Raw genomic sequence first — 18,317 nt, 5'->3', positions numbered from 1 at the left:
GGGCGGACGCGGGCCGGCTACACGCCGCCGGGCGCGAAGCTGCGCCGGTCAGCGAGGTCCAGCTCCCGCAGCTGTTCCTCCGCGGTCTGCTCGACCCGGCGCATGGTCGCCCGCAGGATGGGCGGCGTCATGATCGACGTGGCGATCGCCACCAGCACGATCACGGTGTACATCGCCGGCGAGAGCACACCGAGACGCAGCCCGGTGCCGGCCACGACGATCTCGATCACACCGCGGGCGTTGAGGCCGGCGCCGAGGGACAGCGCCTCCCAGTGCCCCAGCCGGCTGATCCGCGCGCCGATGTAGGCGCCGGCGAACTTGCCGAAGATCGCCAGGGCCAGAATGACGACTCCGGCGATCGCCACCTCGGCCTCGGCCAGGGCTGTCAGGTCGATGCGCAGCCCGGCCGAGGCGAAGAAGATCGGCGCCAGGACGCCGACGACCACCAGCCGCAACGGTTCGAGCCGGCGGAGGTCGATCGTCGGCGTCGAACCGAGCAGGATGCCGGCGACGAAGGCTCCCAGGATCGCCTCCAGCCTGAGCGCATGTGTTCCCGCCGCCGCGGCGAAGATGAACAGGACGGCGACCGCGACGCCGTACGGGGAACCACTGGCCGACGCAGTCCCGCTGCCGGTCTTGACCAGCCCGGCCGCCCCGGCGGTCGGTGTGGGCTCGACGGGAGAGGCGGGCCCGACGGGAGAGGCCACTCCGGCGGACGGGGCGGGTCCGGCCTCACTGGCACGGGGAGAACCGGCGCCGGCCGCCAGGTCCACCGGATTCGCCGCGGCCCGCCCTCCCGCCTCATCCGTCTCGCCGGTCGGCTGATGGGCCAGATCTCCCAGCGCGACCACCAGCCGGGCCAGCGGCCGGCCCAGGACCAGTGCGAAGGCGATGACGCCGAGCACGCTCAGCACCGGCCAGGCGATGTCCCCACCCCGCACGCCGGTTGTGGCCATCGTGGACACCACCGACAGCAGTGACCAGCCCACCGCAGTGACGGGCCCACCAGCACACCCGCCAGCAGTTCACCAATGATGCGACAACGGCGCCACCGGGGCTGCCACTATCGTCGCCGCTTCTGTCGTGTACAAGGCCGGCCGCTCCCACCACCGCGAAGTACCTTCGGCCCGGCCCCCGAGCCGGGCCCTGGAATGCCGACGCGCAGGTGCCGTCCGGGCACACTGTGATCGGCGAAGGTGACGCGGACCCGGCCCGGACCCTCTCCCTGATACCGGGATGCCCGGGCCCCCGAAACTCCGACCGACCGTCGGTCCGGGTTTGTGGGCACGCCCCACCGCGAGGTTCCGCGGCGTGTGAAGGCCACCAACACGAGAATAGCCAGCAGACGAAGATCCTGAGGTGGTCCGCGGAAAGAAGCGGCACGCGTTCGCCGGCGGTCAGACGTGGTGGCGTGGCCAGCGAGAAACCGCGTTACGCGCGTTCGCGTCGAATGATCCACCGCGACCGTGCCTACTGGTTACCGGCTTTTCTCGCAGGGTGTTGACAGCGGTCAGCCGACCGGGCGGGCCTCGGCCTTACGGACGTTCTCGGCCCCCGCGCCGCCGTGACGGGCAAGGAGCTGTGACCGCCGGCGGGGCTCGATGTTGGCCCTGGTGACATCGCCGCCGTAGTGCGCGACGACCCGCGGGTCCATCACCCGGAACCAGAACCGGGGAACGAGCGCAGCCAGGATCATCGATCCGTAGCCAGCCGGCAGCTGCGGCGCGGAATCGAACGAGCGCAGCGACTGGTACCGCACCGTCGGAAACGCATGATGGTCACTGTGCCGAGGCAGATGGTAGAGCGCCAGGTTGCTGATGACGTCGTCGCTGTTCCAGCTGTGCCGGGGCTCGACCTTTTCGTACCGGCCGGATTCCAGCCGGGCCCGGCCAAGCCCGTAGTGCTCGATGTAGTTGACGGCTTCGAGCAGGGAGAAGCCGACGACGGCCTGCAGGGCGAGGAAGACCAGGGCCGGTGCGCCGAACGCCACCGCGAGTGCGGCGAAGAGCACCACGGTGTAGCCCCACGAGCTCAGCACCTCGTTGTGCCGCGACCACGGCGAGCGCCCGCGCAGGCGCAGCCGGCGTGCCTCCAGCTCCCAGGCGGAGCGCAGGCTGCCGCCGACGGTGCGCGGCCAGAACCGCCAGAAGCTCTCCCCCAGCCTGGCGCTCGCCGGGTCGGCGGCGGTGGCGACGCGGACGTGATGGCCCCGGTTGTGCTCCACATGGAAATGGCCGTAGACGGAGGCCGCGAGCATGGCCTTGGCCAGGACACGTTCCAGCCGGTCCCGCTTGTGGCCCAGCTCGTGGGCGGTGTTGATGCCGATCCCGGTGACGATGCCGAGAGCGAGGACCACGGCCACCCGCTCGACCGGCGAGAGGTCGCCCTCCACCCACGCCCAACAGCCGAGAGCCAGGGCTATACCCGCCAGCGGCAGGTAGAGGTAGGTGCACCAGCGGTAGTAGCGGTCGGTGTCCAGCGCCGGGCGCGTCCAGTCCGGCGCACTGACCGGGTCCTTCGGGGACGTCGCGTCGAGCAGCGGCAGCAGCCCGAAGACGAAGAGCGGGGTCAGCCACCACGGCAGGCCGGAGCCGGTGCGGTGCCAGAGCCCGAAGGAGACGATCGGCAGGAGCGGGGGGATCAGCGCGGTCAGCCACATGTACCGCTTGCCGTCGCGCCATTTCGCTCCGGTCTGGTCGACCAGCACTGGTGCAGCCATTCCCGTTGCCCTTCCGCCCGCCCGCCGCGGGCCGCATGCCGGGCGGGTCACGCCCCTCCCGGGCACCGGCGCGCCGGGCCTGTTCCGATCTGTCACCGCAGTGTCACACCCACCACCGACAGGAACAATCGCCCATCACGCGGTGAATCACCACTCACCCGTGGCGGCCGCGCGGTGCACACTGGTTCCTGTGACCGCGCAGACCGAGCCGCCGCCCGGCGCCACCCGAGCCGCGACACGAGCGCACGGGTCGATGACGGACGCGCCGCCGTGGATCGGCGGCGTCACGATCGGCACGCTCTTCCTCGCCGCCGCCGTCCTGATCACCTACACGCTCCTGCCCCTGCCGGGTCAGCGGTCGCTCGGCGACGTGAACTACCTCGTCGCCGGGCTGCTCTTCGTGGTGCACATCACCTTCAACCGGCTCTACCGCACCCGGATCGCGCGACGAGCCACCACCAGAGGTCAGCAAAGCCGACCGGAAGGCCCCGACGCCCCCGCCGAGTGACGCAGGCGACGTCGCGGGGCGGGTGGCGCGGCGCTGCCGGGCTGAAACGATGCGCCGGTGTCCGCCCTGGTCGTGGTGCTTGTCGGTCTTGTCGCGGGCATCGCCGCCCAGCGCGCGCACCGGTTCGCCGAGGACGCCCCGCGGGCGCTGGGTATCTGGCTGCTCGACATCGCGCTGCCCGCCCTGACCCTGCACGTCCTCCACGACGTCGAGATCCCGTCCAGGATCGTGCTCGTGGTCGCGGCCCCGTACCTGCTCTGTGCGGTGACGGTGCTGATCTACCTGGTGGCGGCGCGGGTGATGCGGCTGTCGAGGGAGGTCGTGGCCGCGCTGATCGCCACCACCGCGGTGGCGAACACCTCGTTCGTGGGCATCCCGATGGTCACCGCCTTCTTCGGCGAGTCCTGGGTGCCGATCGCGCTGCTGACCGACCAGCTCGGGTCGTACCTGGTCCTCAACACCGTGGTCCTGGTCGTGGTGACCGCCGCGGCCGGCACTGCCACGTCACCGCTGGCCGTGGCCCGCAGGGCGCTCGCCCGCCCCTCCCTCGTCGCCCTGGTGCTGGCGCTGGCGCTGCGCCCGGTCGAGTACCCGGTCTGGCTGGACGAGGCGCTCGCCTCGATCGGCGGCACCCTGACGCCGCTGGCGCTGTTCTCCGTCGGTCTGCAGCTGCGACTGCCCGCGGTGCGCGAGTGGTGGCGGGAGCTGGCCCTGGGGCTGGGCGTGAAACTCGCCGTGGCCCCGGCGCTGGTGGTTGCGGTGTACCTGGCCACCGGACTGTTCGGCGACCCGGACGTCAGGGTCGCGCTGTTCGAGACCGCGATGCCGCCCATGGTGGCCGGTGCGATCCTCGCCGACCGGTACGGGCTGGCCCGCCCGCTGCCGAGTCTCCTGGTCGGCGTCGGGGTGCCGTTGTCCGTCGGCACGCTCGCGCTGTGGTCGCTCCCCCTGCATCCCTGACCGTCCGGGTGGGCCCCCGCAGGATCGTGGAACCGGCAACCAACTACAAGGGCGTCCTATAGTTGGATAGGACGAGTATCGCTGGGTCGCAAACGCCGGGCCGACCGTGGACACTCGGCACGGGGTTCGGCGCAGTGACGAGCAGCGCGAGAACGGAGGCGGCCAGGTGGCCGAGACACAGCAGGTACAGGCCTCGCCCGAGCAGGCGACGTCCGAGATCCGCCGGGTCGGCGTGGTCGGATGCGGCCTCATGGGCTCCGGCATCGCCGAAGCCTGCGCGCGGGCAGGGCTCGACGTGCTGGTCCGGGAGGTGGACGCGGGAGCGGTCGAGGCCGGCCGCAAGCGGGTCACCGCCTCGCTCGACCGCGGCGCCCGCAGCGGCAAGCTCACCGAGGCCGACCGGGACGCTGCGCTGGGCCGGCTGAGCTTCACCACCGACCTCGGCGACTTCACCGACCGCCAGTTCACCGTTGAGGCCGTCGCGGAGAACGAGCAGGTCAAGACCGAGATCTTCGCCGCGCTCGACAAGGTCGTCGTCGACCCCGCGGCCATCCTCGCGTCCAACACCTCGTCCATCCCGATCATGAAGCTCGGGATGGCGACCGGCCGCCCGGAGCAGGTACTGGGTGTGCACTTCTTCAACCCGGTGCCGGTGATGAAGCTGGTCGAGCTCGTCCCGTCCCTCCTCACCTCGGAGGCCGCCCTCAGCCGGGCGCAGGAGTTCGTCACCTCCGCGCTGGGCAAGCAGGTGATCCGCTCCCAGGACCGCGCGGGCTTCGTGGTGAACGCCCTTCTCGTTCCCTACCTGCTGTCGGCGATCCGGATGCAGGAGTCCGGCTTCGCCTCCCCCGAGGACATCGACCTGGGCATGGTGCTCGGCTGCGCCCACCCGATGGGCCCGCTGCGGCTCATCGACCTGATCGGGCTCGACACCGTCAAGGCCGTCGCCGAGTCGCTCTACGACGAGTTCAAGGAGCCCCTGTACTCGCCGCCGCCGCTGCTCCTGCGCATGGTCGACGCCGGGCTGCTCGGGAAGAAGAGCGGCCGCGGCTTCCACCGCTACGCCTGACCGGTCACGCTTCCGGACCGGTCACGACCGACCTAGGACGAGGACGACACCGCCGTGGATCCGAACTTCGACGCCTACCGGCTCAACGACACACACGACGCTGTCCGTGAGGCGGTCCGCGATCTCGCCGAGAAGGAGATCGCCCCGTTCGCCGCGGACGTCGACGAGCGCGAGAGGTATCCGAGCGAGGCCCGGGACGCGCTGACCCGCTCCGGGTTCAACGCGGTCCACGTCCCGGAGATCTACGGCGGCCAGGGGGCCGACTCGGTGACGACCTGCATCGTCATCGAGGAGGTCGCCCGGGTCTGTGCCTCCTCCTCCCTCATCCCGGCGGTCAACAAGCTGGGGACGATGCCGATCCTGCTGTCCGGCTCGGAGGACCTGAAGAAGCTGGTCCTGCCCTCCCTCGCCAGCGGCGAGGCGACCGCCTCCTACGCCCTCTCCGAGCGCGAGGCCGGCTCCGACACCGCGTCCATGCGCACCCGGGCTCGTCTCGACGGGGACCACTGGGTCCTCAACGGCACCAAGACCTGGATCACCAACGCCGGCGAGTCCACCTGGTACACCGTCATGGCCGTCACCGACCCGGACGCGGCGAAGCCCGCCAACGGCATCTCCGCCTTCGTCGTCCGCGCGGACGACCCCGGCTTCGAGGTCGGCTCCAAGGAGCGCAAGCTCGGGATCAAGGGCTCCCCCACCCGCGAGATCCACCTCGTGAACTGCACGATCCCGGCGGACCGGATCATCGGCGAGCCCGGCAGCGGCCTGCGCACCGCGCTCGCCACCCTCGACCACACCCGCCCGACCATCGGCGCTCAGGCCGTCGGGATCGCCCAGGGCGCGCTCGACGCCTCCCTCGACTACGTGCGGGAGCGCCGCCAGTTCGGCCGCGCGATCGCGGACAACCAGGCCGTCCAGTTCATGCTCGCCGACATGGCGATGAAGATCGAGGCCGCCCGGCACATGGTCTACGTCGCCGCGGCCCGCGCCGAGCGCGGCGAGCCGAACCTGGGCTTCATCACCGCCGCCGCGAAGTGCTTCGCCTCGGACGTCGCGATGGAGGTCACCACCGACGCCGTCCAGCTCTTCGGCGGCGCCGGCTACACCCGCGACTTCCCGGTCGAGCGGATGATGCGGGACGCGAAGATCACCCAGATCTACGAGGGCACCAACCAGATCCAGCGCATCGTCATGTCCCGCGCCCTGCTCAGGGGCTAGCGCCCTCGCGCTTCCCCTGGCAGCGGAGACGGTACCCGGCGTGGGCGGCGGGCCCGGTAGCCCGACCGCCCGTGCCGGCGTGCCGTACACGGACCCCATCGACACACAGCCGCGGCCAGGCTCGGTTCTACTCGGAGCGGCGCCTCGGAGTTCGAGATGGCCCCCGCCGCACGAGGCCGGTAACCCGGCAGGACAGGTTCCGATCCCAGCTGCGTCCGGCGCCCCCGAGGGGGTATTCCTGGAACGGGCGTGGCACAGTCAGGCGCCGCCTGGGTCAGGGCGGCGCCCGTTTGCGCTCGCGCCGCGAAAGCCGGTGTTCCCAACCGGCTGTTCAGCTGCTAGATCAGCTGCTAGATCAGCGGCGTCGACGTCTGCTCAGGCAGGTACGGGTACTGCTGGCCGCTCCACGGGTTGGAGTCGTGCCTGTCGTGCTTCTTCTTGGAGTCGAACCAGAGAATCCGCTCGATGGTGATCCTGATCTTCTTCTTCAGCAGGTTCACGTGCTTGTCGTAGCCCGGCTTGTACGCGACCGGCTCGTAGGCGGCGGGGCTGTACGCGGCGGGGCCGTAGGCAGCGAGCTCGCTGGCAGCCGGCTCGACCGCGACAGGTTCGACCGCAGCCGGACCGAGGCCAGCACCGGAGTCCTCCGCGTCGACCGGGTAGCCGAGGGAATCGTCGTCAAACTCTGACCAGCCGTCCCTCTCGTCGTAGTCCTCCTCGTCGTAGTCCTTCTCGTGCTTGGGCCATTCCTTCTTCGGGTGCTCCTTCTTGTCCTTATCCGCGAACCAGAGGACGCGCTCGTAGCTGATGGCGTCCTTGCGCTTCGAGATCTCGCTGTACTTCTTCTTGTAATCGTCCCGCGGGCCGTAGGTGGCGCTCGGGTCCGGGTCCGCGGAGGGCTCACCGATGCCGGGAGCGAGGCCGGAGTCGAGCACCGAGTCCACGAAGGCATCCGGCTCCTCCAGATCGGCCGGCCCTTGGCCGAGGGCCGGGTCGTCATAACCGCCCTGACCGGCGGCCGCCTCGTCGTACCACGGCCACTCCTTCTCCTTCGGGTGCTCCTTCTTGTCCTTGTTGTCGAACCACAGGACGCGCTCGTAGCTTATCGATATGCTGTCCTTCTTCACTTCCGGTTTGTGCACTCCCGCCACAGCGCCCTGGGGCGCAGCCTGCGCAACGCCCGCACCCGCCCCCAGCACCACCGCGACAGAAACCATCCCCGAGGTGGCCAGAACAGCAGTACGCCGTCCCATCTTGTTTGTCATTCTTCAACCTTTCAGGGCGATCATTTTCCTCAGCTACTCGGGGACAACATAGCCGTCCTGAGCCGTCTCGATCGCAGGACGAAACAGGCGTGTCCCAGGGCTCCTCCAGCGCCCTTTCAGCAGTATTCCGACGGACACGAGAACACCCCGACCCGATACGCCCCAGCCACACGCGACGCCTAGTTTTCTGTGGGAAACCAGCTTTAAGGTCAAGACGCACGACCCGGACCCGACATCTCGGCGGAAAATCCAGCCACCCGCCGGGAAAGCCACCCACGGAAACTTGGCAGAAGTGGCACCAAAGAACCGTCTAACCCCGGACCCGGGTAAGCGCATATCGCTCACGGAAACCGGACGGAAAAGCTCCGACGGAAATCCACTATCGGGCGCCCACGAAGCGCGCACACCTTTTCGTCCGGGCCGGGCGTGCCAATAGCCGCGCCGGGGCCCGAGCAGGAGCATCGGAGAATGTGTCTACAGGCGAACGAGCGGGCCTGACCTGTCACCGGTGGACGGTCCTGTCGTCACCGGTGGGCCCGAGCCCTCCCCGGAGCCGGTGACCGACGCGGTCAGGCCGGCGGGCCGGCGGCGTTCTGCAGCGGCAGCAGGGTGAGCCAGGGATCCACGGCGCTGGGTCTGAAACCGAAGTGCCGGTAGAAGGCCTGGCCCGCGGGTGCAACGGCGTGCGCGCCGAGCAGCGGCGTGCCCACCATGCGCCGCACTGTGAGCGCCCGCATCGTGGCGTCGCGGACGAGCCGGGCGCCGACGCCCCGGCCCTGGTGACGGACGTCCACTGCGAGCCGGCCGAGCAGCATGAGCGGCACGGGGTCGGCAGGGCGGCGTGAGCGCCACCGGGAGGGCGTCGAGACTCGTTCGATGGCCCCGGTGGCCAGGCAGTAGAAGCCGGCGATGGTGGACCCGTCGAGGATCACGAAGGTGTTGGTGATCCGTTCCTGCTGGTGATCCTTCGCATGGTGGCGCAGCCAGCTGTCCACAGCAGGATCGCCGCAGCCAAACGCGACCGTGTCGTGACTCTCCGTCAGAGCCGACGGTTTCGTGAGCGACACGGATCGGTTCCCCCTTCAGCCATGGCCGATCAGATGGTGGTGGAGCTGGCCGCTCACGGCACCGGTATCGGCGCGCGGCGCGGGAGCAGGCGCCAGGCGTGAGCGGGTACCGCTGACGGTCCTAGGCGTCCTGCGGGCCGGGAGGCTGCTCCTTGCCGGGTTCCTCGTCGAGGAGCCGGCGCAGCCGCGGGTTGTCAGCCGGGGGTGTCTGCAGCATGGCCTCCAGCTCCGCCCAGGCGGAGTCGGAGACGCGGAACAGGCGGCGGTCGGCCAGCACGTCGCGGGCGTGGCGTCGCATACTCTCGGCCGCGAACATGCTCAGGCTCAGGCCCTCGGCCTCCGCGGCGGAACGGATGATCTCCGCGTCCTCCTCGGGCAGGCTGACCGTGATGTTCTCGTCCGCGGCGGAGCTCATACTGGCAGTCTGCCGTTTCCGTCCACGAGATGCGACGTCGGGTCTCCTCCGCGCCGGCACGGCCGGAAGGTGGGCGGGAGATCCGATCGGGGCGCCGCGGATGTTCGAACCTGCGTGCTGGCGGGCATCTCCTGGATCACCCTCATCCCCCACTCTTCCCCTTCCAACGGAGGAACGGTGAGCATCACGATGGCCTACCAGCCAGGGACACGGCGGCGGCCGGGCCTGTTCGGGCCCGCCGGGCGCCGCATGGAGCGCGGGCGCGGCCCCGCGGCACGTCGAGCCGCGGCACGTCGATGAGCGACGGTCTCGGCACGACGCTCGTGGTCATCCTCGGGGTGATCGCGGTGGTGGGAGTGGTGCTGGTCGTCGGCACCGTCTACCTGCTGCGGCGCTACCGGATGCCGATCCAGGGGGTGGCCGCGGCGATCACCAGCCTGGTCTACGTGGTCTCGCCGGTCGACGCCGTCCCCGAGTTCCCGCTGGGGCCGGTCGGGCTGGTCGACGACGTGGCGGTGATCCTCGGGGCGCTGTTCTACCTGCGCAGGCTGGTCGATTCCCGCCGGGCCGTGCCCAGAGGTGGCGAGCCGAGGATGCTGGACGCCCGCCCACGCGGCCGCGGCATCGGCCGGCGCTGACGTCACTCCCGGCCGGCCCGGGCACGGACGCCGGACGACGCCGCTGCCCGGGTGCGCCGGAGTGGGCCCGGGGAGGCCTGATCGGGCCTCCCCGGGCCACACCCGGCACGCGACTCAGATCAGCGAGCGCAGGACGTAGAGCAGGATCCCGCCGTGGCGGTAGTACTCCGCCTCGCCGGGGGTGTCGATGCGCACCACGGCCTCGAACGAGACGTCCCCCGCCTGCACGGTGATGGTGGGGGTCTTCTCGTCGATGTCGGCCAGGCCGGTGATGGTGAAGGTCTCCTCACCGGTGAGCCCGAGCGACTCCGCGGACTGCCCGACCGGGAACTGCAGCGGCAGGACGCCCATCCCGATCAGGTTGGAGCGGTGGATCCGCTCGTAGGACTCGGCGATGACCGCCCGCACGCCCAGCAGCGCGGTCCCCTTCGCCGCCCAGTCACGGGACGAGCCGGAGCCGTACTCCTTGCCGGCGAGGACCACCAGCGGCACACCGTCAGCCGCGTACCTCTGGGCGGCGTCGTAGATCGCCAACTGCTCGCCGTCGGGCAGGTGGCGGGTGATGCCGCCCTCCACGCCCGGCACCAGCTTGTTGCGCAGCCGGATGTTGGCGAACGTCCCGCGGATCATCACCTCGTGGTTGCCGCGGCGCGACCCGTAGGAGTTGAAGTCGGACGGGGCCACCCCGTGCTCGGTGAGGTACCGCCCGGCCGGGGAGTCCTTCTTGATGGAGCTGGCCGGGGAGATGTGGTCGGTGGTGACCGAGTCCCCCAGGTAGGCCAGCACCCGGGCGCCGTTGATGTCGGTGCGCGGCGCCGGCTTGGCGGTCATCCCCTCGAAGTACGGGGGGTGGCGGACGTAGGTGGAGTCCTCGACCCAGTCGAAGGTCTGGGAGACCTCGCCGCCGTCGCCGATCGGCAGCGCCTGCCAGCGGGCGTCACCGGAGAGGTCGCCGTAGCCGTCCTCGAACATCTTGGAGGCGATCGAGCTGCTCACGACCTCGGCGACCTCGGCCTCGCTCGGCCAGATGTCACGCAGGTAGACCGGCTCGCCGGCGGTGTCGGTACCCAGCGGGTCGGTGTCGAGGTTGATGTCCATCGTGCCGGCCAGCGCGTAGGCGACGACCAGCGGCGGGGACGCCAGGTAGTTCATCTTGATGTCCGGGTTGATCCGGCCCTCGAAGTTCCGGTTGCCCGACAGCACGCTGACCACGGCCAGGTCGGCGCCGTTGATCCCGGCGGAGATCTCCTCCTCCAGGGGGCCCGAGTTGCCGATGCAGGTGGTGCAGCCGTAGCCCACCAGGTTGAAGCCGACCTTCTCCAGGTAGGGGACGAGGCCGGCCCGCTCGTAGTAGTCCATGACCACCTTGGAACCGGGAGCCAAGGTGGTCTTCACCCACGGCTTGCGGGTCAGACCCTTCTCCACCGCGTTCCGTGCGAGCAGCGCCGCGCCCAGCATGACCTGCGGGTTCGACGTGTTGGTGCAGGAGGTGATCGCCGCGATCGCGACCGCCCCGTGGTCGATCTCGAAGGTGGTGCCGTCGGCCAGGGTCACGCTCGTCGGGTTGGACGGACGTCCGCTGACGTCACCGGCGACCCCGTTGGCCGAGACCGGCGCGTCCGACGGCTTGTCGCCGAACGCCGCGGCCGAGTCGGAGGCCGGGAAGGACTCGGCGTCGGCCGCGTCCGCGCCGCCGTCCACCAGCGTGGTCGGCTTCGCGTAGTCGGCGAGCGCCCTGCGGAACGACGGCTTCGCGACGGACAGCGGCACCCGGTCCTGCGGGCGCTTCGGCCCGGCCAGCGACGGGACGACCGTCGACAGATCGAGCTCGAGGGTGGTGGTGTACTTCGCCTCGTGGCTCGGGTCGTGCCACAGGCCCTGCTCCTTGGCGTACGCCTCGACCAGCGCGACGAGCTCGGCGGGCCGGCCGGTGAGCCGCAGGTAGGACAGGGTCTCGGCGTCGATCGGGAAGATCGCGCAGGTGGAGCCGTACTCCGGGCTCATGTTGCCGATGGTGGTGCGGTTCGCCAGCGGGACGTTCGCCACGCCCTCGCCGTAGAACTCGACGAACCGGCCGACGACGCCGTGCTTGCGCAGCTGCTCGGTGATGGTGAGCACCATGTCGGTGGCGGTGGTGCCGGGGGGCATCTCGCCGGTGAGCTTGAAGCCCACGACGGTCGGGATCAGCATGCTGACCGGCTGGCCGAGCATCGCGGCCTCGGCCTCGATGCCGCCGACGCCCCAGCCGAGCACACCGAGACCGTTGATCATGGTGGTGTGGCTGTCCGTCCCGACGAGGGTGTCGGGGTAGGCCAGGGTGCCCTCGGCGGTCTCCTTCGTGAAGACGACGCGGGCGAGGTGCTCGACGTTGACCTGGTGCACGATGCCGGTGTTCGGCGGCACCACGGTGAAGTTGTCGAACGCAGCCTGGCCCCAGCGCAGGAACTGGTAGCGCTCACGGTTGCGCTGGAACTCCAGGGTGGCGTTGAGCTCGAAGGCGTCCGGCCGGCCGAAGTGGTCGGCGATGATCGAGTGGTCGATCACCATCTCGGCCGGGGCCAGCGGGTTGATCTTCGACGAGTCGCCCCCCAGGGCGACGACGGCCTCGCGCATGGCGGCGAGGTCGACGACGCAGGGCACACCGGTGAAGTCCTGCATGATCACCCGGGCCGGGGTGAACTGGATCTCCTGGCTCGGCTCCGCGGCCGGGTCCCAGGCGGCGAGCGCACGCACGTGGTCGGCCGTGATGTTGGCGCCGTCCTCGGTGCGCAGCAGGTTCTCGAGCAGAACACGGAGGCTGTACGGCAGGCGGTCCGCCCCGGGCACCGCGTCCAACCGCCTGATCGTGTAGGTACGATCACCTACCGCGAGTCTGCCGGTGCTGCCGAAGCTGTCCATGGCCTTCGTCTCCTCCTCGTCACCTCACCCACCTCTCGTCGGCGGGGAGGTTCGACACCAGCAGCGATCACAGATGCCCGACCCTGAGTTCGTCACGGTCGACCACCTCTCGCCCCATCCTGGCACTCCCAGGGGTGACGGCGACGGCCAGAGCGGCTGGTAGCTCTCGAGCAAGGGCCGCCAGGAGTGTGACCATCGCCTCCCGGACACCGGCAAACGGTCCCGGCCATCCGCGTCACCATTTAGTTAGCAACGCTAAAAATATCAGGTGGTCCGTCCGGACGTGCACCTCATGCCCACCGGCCGGGCAGCACGGGACGTTCGGCATCCTGCCGGCACGCCCCGAACGCACCCCGGCACAAGGTGGGATGTCCCACCCCGGCCGGGTCCACCTTGGACGGGTGGGACAGACCTGACCGTCGGTCCCCGTCGGCCACGCTACGACCGTCGGACGGCCGCCGCTACCGCTCGGCTACGGCCGCGACTGCGGCTCCGACCAGACGGCGGTGATGTCGCGCTGCCAGTTCTCCATGGTGAACGGCGAGCGCCGCAGCCGGCGCATCGCCTCCCGACGCTCGTCCAGGGTGGGCGGCACGATGGCGAGATCGGCCGCGGTGCTGGCCCAGATCTCGTTCGGGGTGCTCAGGGGCAGCATGGTGATCCCGGGCAGCACCCGGGCGATCTCCGCCACGCCCGGGAGGTCGGACGACAGCACCGGGGTGCCGACGGCGCAGGCCTCGAGCACCACGCTCGGCAGCCCCTCGCGCAGCGAGGTCACCAGCAGCAGCGACGAGTTGACCAGGAGCTTCGGTACGTCGCCGCGCTCCCCGAGGAACTCGACACGGTCGGATACTCCCAGCCCGCGGGCGAGCGTCAGCAGCCCCTCGGTCTCCTCCTCGGACTGCCGCCCGACGACCCGCAGCCGGGCGTCGAAACCGCGGGTGCACATCGCCGCGACGATCTCGACCGCGCGGGACCGGTTCTTGACCGGGTCGGGACGGGCGATGTGCAGGACGGTCAGCGGCTGCGTCACGACGTCCCCGAAGTCGTCCAGGTCGGGGAGGGAGGGCAGGGGGCGCTGGCCCGCGATGGCCACGCCGAACGGCTCGAGCTCGACGCCGTTGTAGATGACGCGGCACCGCGGGTCCAGGCGCCAGCTCTCGCGCCACTGGCCGCGCATGGCCGCCTCGCTGACCGCGAGCAGGTCGGTGGCGAAGGCGTCGAGCAACACCCGCCCGGCGGTACGCCGCAGGCGCCCGCCCACGGTGTCACCGCGCTGGTCGGTGGTGGTGAAGAAGTGCGCGACCCGGCGCCGCACCCCGGCCGCCCGGGCCACCGCCAGCACAACTCCGGAGAACACCCCCACGCCCGCATGGACGAGGTCCGGCCGGACCTCACGCAGCAGCCGGTGAAAGGCGAGTGGGAACCGCGGGCCGGCGGGGCAGTGGTAGACCTCGCCGCCGAGCGCCCGGATCTCCTCGTCCATCGAGCCGTGGTGGGCGGAGGTGACGCAGAACAGCAGCCGGTACTCCGCCGGGTCCAGCCTGCGGAGAAGGTTGACCGCGCGGATCGTCTCCCCCGCCCGGTCCATCCGCGGGAGCACTTCGAGTACCGTCACCGGGCTGGTGCGGCCGGGCCGGGCCGGGGCTGTCGCCGCCGACTCCCGGCGGCTCTCCGTCCCTCGGGAACGGTCGACCCTGCCGGGGTCCCCGGCGGCCGGGCCGAGCCCGGGGCTGTCGGTGACGGCCGGTCCGGCGGCCTGCTCGCCGCCCACCGTGTGTCCGGCCGTCACCGGTCGACCAGGCCGGTCGAGTTCCTGCGCCGGCCCGCTGCCGTGCCCCTGCCACCCATTCGCATGCCACCTGCCGGTCTGCCGCCGAGTCGTTTACCACACGTGCGCGCCACCAGACCTTGAGCTTCCCAGTCAGACATCCGGCAACCTTCTCCAACACACAGAGAGAGTTCTACTACATAGAGTCAGGACACTGGGGAGGTTGAACGGAAAGGCGGGGCGTCGCCGACCACCGCGGTCACAGGGACTCGACGAGCACCGGCCCCGAAGGGGAACGCTGCCGAGGAACACCGGCACCGGCCGGTGCCGGTGTTGACGTCGGAGCCAGTGCCGGCTCCGGCGCCGACTCCGCCCGCAGCCAGCACCGGGTATCCAGGACGGCTCCGGCGTGGCGGAGCACGATCTCCCGACTGAAGGCATCATGGTCGACCAGCACCACCACCAGGTCGGCCGCGGCGGTCTGGGTGGCGTCGGCATCGACAAGCGCGATCCGCCCCGGGACATGCGCGGCGTCGACATGAGGATCGGCCGCGCGCACCTCGGCGCCGAGATCAGCCAGCCGGGCAGCCACCCTGGTCGCCGGCGACTCCCTGCAGTCACCGGTGTTCTTCTTGTAGGCCAGGCCGAGCAGCAGAACGCGGCTGCCGCGGACGGCGCAGCCCTGCCGGTTGAGAATGTCGGTGACCCTGCCCACGACATGGTCCGGCATATGGTCATTGATATCGTTCGCCAGTTCGACAAACCGGAAACTGCGCCCGAGACGGGACCGGACACGCCAGGACAGGTACGACGGATCGATGGGCAGACAGTGCCCTCCCACCCCGGGCCCCGGCCGGAAGGGCATGAAGCCGAACGGTTTGGTCGAGGCCGCGTCAATCGCTTCCCAGACGTCCACGCCGAGCTCGTGGGCGAACATGGCGAGCTCGTTAACCAGGGCGATGTTGACGTGCCGGAAGGTGTTCTCCAGCAGTTTGGTGAGCTCCGCGGTCCTGGTCGAGGCGACCGGAACGGTCCGCTCCACCAGCGAGTCGTAGAACGCCGTGACCGCCGCGAGCGAGTGCGCGTCCACGCCGGAGACGATTTTCGGCGTGTTGTCCAGCCGCCAGGTCCGATTTCCCGGATCAATGCGTTCCGGCGAGTATCCGAGCCGGAAGTCGCTGCCGACGCTCAGGCCGGACCCCTCCTCCAGCAACGGCCCGAAAAGCTCCTCCGTCGTGCCCGGGTAGGTGGTCGACTCCAGCACAATTGTCGCGCCGGGCGTCACCAGCGGCGCCAGGCTCCGTGCGGCGTCAATCACGAAACTGAGGTCGGGTGCGGCCTCCCGCAACGGGGTCGGCACGGTGACCACCGCGACGTCGAAGGCCGCCGCGGCGGCGTAGTCGGCCGTTGCCTCGTACCGGCCGGAGTCGAGCGCGGCGCGGAGCTGGCGATCCGGGATGTCCTCGACATAGGACTCGCCGGCCGCCAGCCGTTTGACCCTCCGGGCGTCGACGTCGACGCCCACCACCTGCCATCCGTTCTCGACCGCCCGCATCGCAAGCGGGAGGCCGACATACCCCTGACCTACCACCACCAGCTTTCCCGAAGAAGTCATAGTCACAGTGTGGCGCAACAACTACTCTCAGCTATGTACCGAGGGGTTCGTGTCACGCTCCGCTATCGGCCTGCTTGCCGGGACCCTGGTTGAGGACAGCTGCCCGTCGTGCCGGCGACCGAGACTGCGCACCAGGACCGCGGTGATCCGCTCACCGGCACGCCCGTCCCACAGCGCGGGACGCCGTGGCGGCGGCGGACTGTCAAGCCATTCGACCGCGGCGGAGACGATCGCCGCCCGCGAACAGCCCACTACCCGATTAGTACCCTCAGTCACCGTGATCGGACGCTCGGTGCTCTCCCGCAGCGTCAGACAGGGCACACCGAGCACCGTCGACTCCTCCTGCACCCCGCCGGAGTCGGTCAGCACCAGCCGCGCGCCCATCTGCAGGGCGACACAGTCGAGATAGCCGGCCGGCCCGAGCGCGCGCACCCCGGCCGGAAGCCGTCCGGCCAGCCGCCCGGCGGTCCGCGGATGGACCGGGAACACCAGCGGGCAGCGGTCGGCGATCTCCCCCAGCGCCGCAAGCAGGCCTTCCAGCACCGCGGGGTCGTCCACATTGCTCGGCCGGTGCAGCGTCACCAGGCCGTATCCACCGGGCCGCAGGCCCAGCTCGGCCAGGGTGGGCCGCGCGTGGGCTCGCTCTCGGCAGGCCAGCAGCGTGTCGACCATGACGTTGCCGACGAGGTGCACGTCCTCCGGCCGCGCACCCTCGGCGAGCAGATGGTCGACACCCTCGGGGCTGGGTGCGAACAGCAGGTCGGACAGCCGGTCGGTGACGATCCGGTTGATCTCCTCGGGCATGGTGCGGTCACCGCTGCGCAGGCCCGCCTCCACATGCGCCACCGGGACGGCCGACTTCGCCGCCACCAGCGCACAGGCGAGCGTCGAGTTCACATCACCGACCACCACGACGACGTCGGGGGCCAGCTCGTCCAGCAGCGGCTCGAAGGCGGTCATCACCGCGGCGGTCTGCACCGCATGGGAGCCGGACCCGGCCTCCAGGTGGTGATCAGGTCGACGCAGACCCAGGTCGGCGAAGAAGACCCCGCTCATCGCGTCGTCGTAGTGCTGCCCGGTGTGGACCAGCGTGGTCCGCACGCCGGCCGCCTCCAGCGCGTCGAGCACCGGCTTCACCTTGATGAAGTTCGGCCGAGCCCCGGCGACGACGACCGCGTGCGGGCCTGACGGGGTCACGAGGCGGCCGTGCCGTTGCGCTCCAGCCCGCCCTCGGACGCCCGGCGCACGGCCGGCACCCGCGGCGCGCCCGGTCGGCCCGAGCCAGCCGGGTCTACCGGGCCGACCGGGGCGGTCGAGGCGGTCGAGGCGGCCAGGTCGGTCGAACCGGCCGGGTACTTCGCGCCGCCGAGTCCGTCCTGATCGGCCCGCGACGCCTCGGCCCGCTCGGCGGCGAGGTCGGCGTCCACCATCATCTCCACCAGCTCCCGGAAACCCACCCGCGGCTTCCACCCGAGCACCTCCCGGGCCTTCGACGCATCACCTACCAGCACATCGACCTCCGCCGGCCGGAAGAACCGCGGGTCGGTCCGCACATACCCTGACCAGTCCTCGATCCCCACCCGCGCGAACGCGACGTCCAACAACTCGCGAATACTGTGTGTCTCCCCCGTCGCCACCACGAAGTCATCCGGCGAGTCCTGCTGCAGCATCCGCCACATCGCATCCACATAATCCCCCGCGAAACCCCAGTCCCGCCGCGACTCGAGATTCCCCAGCGACACCGACTCCTGCAACCCCAGCGAAATCCGCGACACCGCCCGCGAGATCTTCCTCGTCACGAACTCGATCCCCCGCCGCGGCGACTCGTGATTGAACAGCAAACCCGAACAAGCGAACAGACCGTACGACTCCCGGTAGTTCACCGTCAGATAATGCCCGAACGTCTTCGCCACCCCGTACGGCGAACGCGGATGAAACGGCGTCGTCTCCCGCTGCGGCGTCTCCCGCACCTTCCCGAACATCTCCGACGACGACGCCTGGTAGAAACGCACCCGCGACAGATCGTTACCGCCCGCGATCCGCAACGCCTCCAACACCCGCAGCACACCCATACCNGTCGTCTCGCCGGTCAGCTCCGCCTGTTTCCACGACAGCCCCACAAACGAGATCGCGCCCAGGTTGTACACCTCGTCCGGCTGCGAGATCTCCACCGC

13 protein-coding genes and 2 pseudogenes are annotated in these 18,317 nt (G+C 70.4%); 5 read left to right on the top strand and 10 right to left on the bottom strand.

Annotated features, from left to right (window positions below):
- Window positions 1-17: 17 nt before the first annotated feature.
- Both B207_RS36695 and B207_RS32660 read right to left on the bottom strand, forming a co-directional pair.
- Window positions 18-986 (bottom strand): annotated as a pseudogene (locus B207_RS36695) (cation:proton antiporter); the annotation flags it as partial.
- A 524-nt stretch (window positions 987-1,510) separates the two neighbouring features.
- A complete protein-coding gene (locus tag B207_RS32660; RefSeq protein ID WP_051102397.1) occupies window positions 1,511-2,719 on the bottom strand; it encodes an alkane 1-monooxygenase in 1,209 nt (402 codons plus the stop codon).
- Window positions 2,720-2,909: 190 nt separating this feature from the next.
- Between B207_RS32660 and B207_RS0105320 the strand changes: the two genes are divergently transcribed.
- The 4 genes from B207_RS0105320 to B207_RS0105305 all read left to right on the top strand — a co-directional run bounded on the left by B207_RS0105320 (window position 2,910) and on the right by B207_RS0105305 (window position 6,474).
- Window positions 2,910-3,227: a hypothetical protein gene (locus B207_RS0105320; protein WP_018635491.1), complete on the top strand. Its 318-nt coding sequence runs from the start codon at window positions 2,910-2,912 to the stop codon at window positions 3,225-3,227.
- A gap of 57 nt (window positions 3,228-3,284) precedes the next feature.
- Entirely contained in the window at window positions 3,285-4,187 is a 903-nt protein-coding gene (locus B207_RS0105315) for an AEC family transporter (RefSeq protein ID WP_018635490.1), read from the top strand.
- Window positions 4,188-4,353: 166 nt separating this feature from the next.
- Window positions 4,354-5,256 carry a 3-hydroxybutyryl-CoA dehydrogenase gene (locus B207_RS0105310; protein ID WP_026310703.1) on the top strand — a complete coding sequence of 301 codons (903 nt, stop codon included), beginning with the start codon at window positions 4,354-4,356 and terminating at the stop codon, window positions 5,254-5,256.
- A 54-nt stretch (window positions 5,257-5,310) separates the two neighbouring features.
- The gene (locus B207_RS0105305) at window positions 5,311-6,474 is read left to right on the top strand and encodes an acyl-CoA dehydrogenase family protein (protein WP_018635488.1); all 1,164 of its coding nucleotides are present in this window, start codon (window positions 5,311-5,313) and stop codon (window positions 6,472-6,474) included.
- A gap of 350 nt (window positions 6,475-6,824) precedes the next feature.
- Here B207_RS0105305 and B207_RS0105300 read toward each other — a convergent pair whose 3' ends face one another.
- From B207_RS0105300 to B207_RS0105285, 3 genes are all read right to left on the bottom strand, one after another.
- A complete protein-coding gene (locus tag B207_RS0105300; RefSeq protein WP_154675164.1) occupies window positions 6,825-7,739 on the bottom strand; it encodes a hypothetical protein in 915 nt (304 codons plus the stop codon).
- Window positions 7,740-8,308: 569 nt separating this feature from the next.
- Complete coding sequence (locus B207_RS0105295; RefSeq protein ID WP_026310702.1) at window positions 8,309-8,806, bottom strand: GNAT family N-acetyltransferase; 498 nt, start codon at window positions 8,804-8,806, stop codon at window positions 8,309-8,311.
- A 121-nt stretch (window positions 8,807-8,927) separates the two neighbouring features.
- Window positions 8,928-9,221: a type II toxin-antitoxin system TacA family antitoxin gene (locus B207_RS0105285; protein ID WP_018635485.1), complete on the bottom strand. Its 294-nt coding sequence runs from the start codon at window positions 9,219-9,221 to the stop codon at window positions 8,928-8,930.
- A 296-nt stretch (window positions 9,222-9,517) separates the two neighbouring features.
- On the opposite strand from B207_RS0105285, the gene B207_RS0105280 reads away from it, so the two are divergent.
- A complete protein-coding gene (locus tag B207_RS0105280) occupies window positions 9,518-9,859 on the top strand; it encodes a YkvA family protein (RefSeq protein WP_018635484.1) in 342 nt (113 codons plus the stop codon).
- Between the two features lie 114 nt (window positions 9,860-9,973).
- Here B207_RS0105280 and acnA read toward each other — a convergent pair whose 3' ends face one another.
- The 5 genes and pseudogenes from acnA to B207_RS32640 form a co-directional block, all read right to left on the bottom strand.
- Window positions 9,974-12,757 carry an aconitate hydratase gene (gene acnA, locus B207_RS0105275; protein WP_018635483.1) on the bottom strand — a complete coding sequence of 928 codons (2,784 nt, stop codon included), beginning with the start codon at window positions 12,755-12,757 and terminating at the stop codon, window positions 9,974-9,976.
- A gap of 472 nt (window positions 12,758-13,229) precedes the next feature.
- Complete coding sequence (locus B207_RS32655) at window positions 13,230-14,549, bottom strand: glycosyltransferase (RefSeq protein WP_018635482.1); 1,320 nt, start codon at window positions 14,547-14,549, stop codon at window positions 13,230-13,232.
- A gap of 238 nt (window positions 14,550-14,787) precedes the next feature.
- Window positions 14,788-16,143, bottom strand: a complete 1,356-nt coding sequence (locus tag B207_RS32650; protein ID WP_035740029.1) for a nucleotide sugar dehydrogenase — start codon at window positions 16,141-16,143, stop codon at window positions 14,788-14,790.
- 27 nt (window positions 16,144-16,170) lie between these two features.
- A complete protein-coding gene (gene wecB, locus B207_RS32645; RefSeq protein WP_018635480.1) occupies window positions 16,171-17,340 on the bottom strand; it encodes a non-hydrolyzing UDP-N-acetylglucosamine 2-epimerase in 1,170 nt (389 codons plus the stop codon).
- 185 nt (window positions 17,341-17,525) lie between these two features.
- A pseudogene (locus B207_RS32640) lies at window positions 17,526-18,317 on the bottom strand (GDP-mannose 4,6-dehydratase); the annotation flags it as partial.

Source organism: Parafrankia elaeagni (genome assembly GCF_000374165.1).
GTDB lineage: Bacteria > Actinomycetota > Actinomycetes > Frankiales > Frankiaceae > Parafrankia > Parafrankia elaeagni.
Note: the sequence above shows the minus strand (reverse complement) of the source record. Positions and strands in the feature narration are given on the sequence as shown.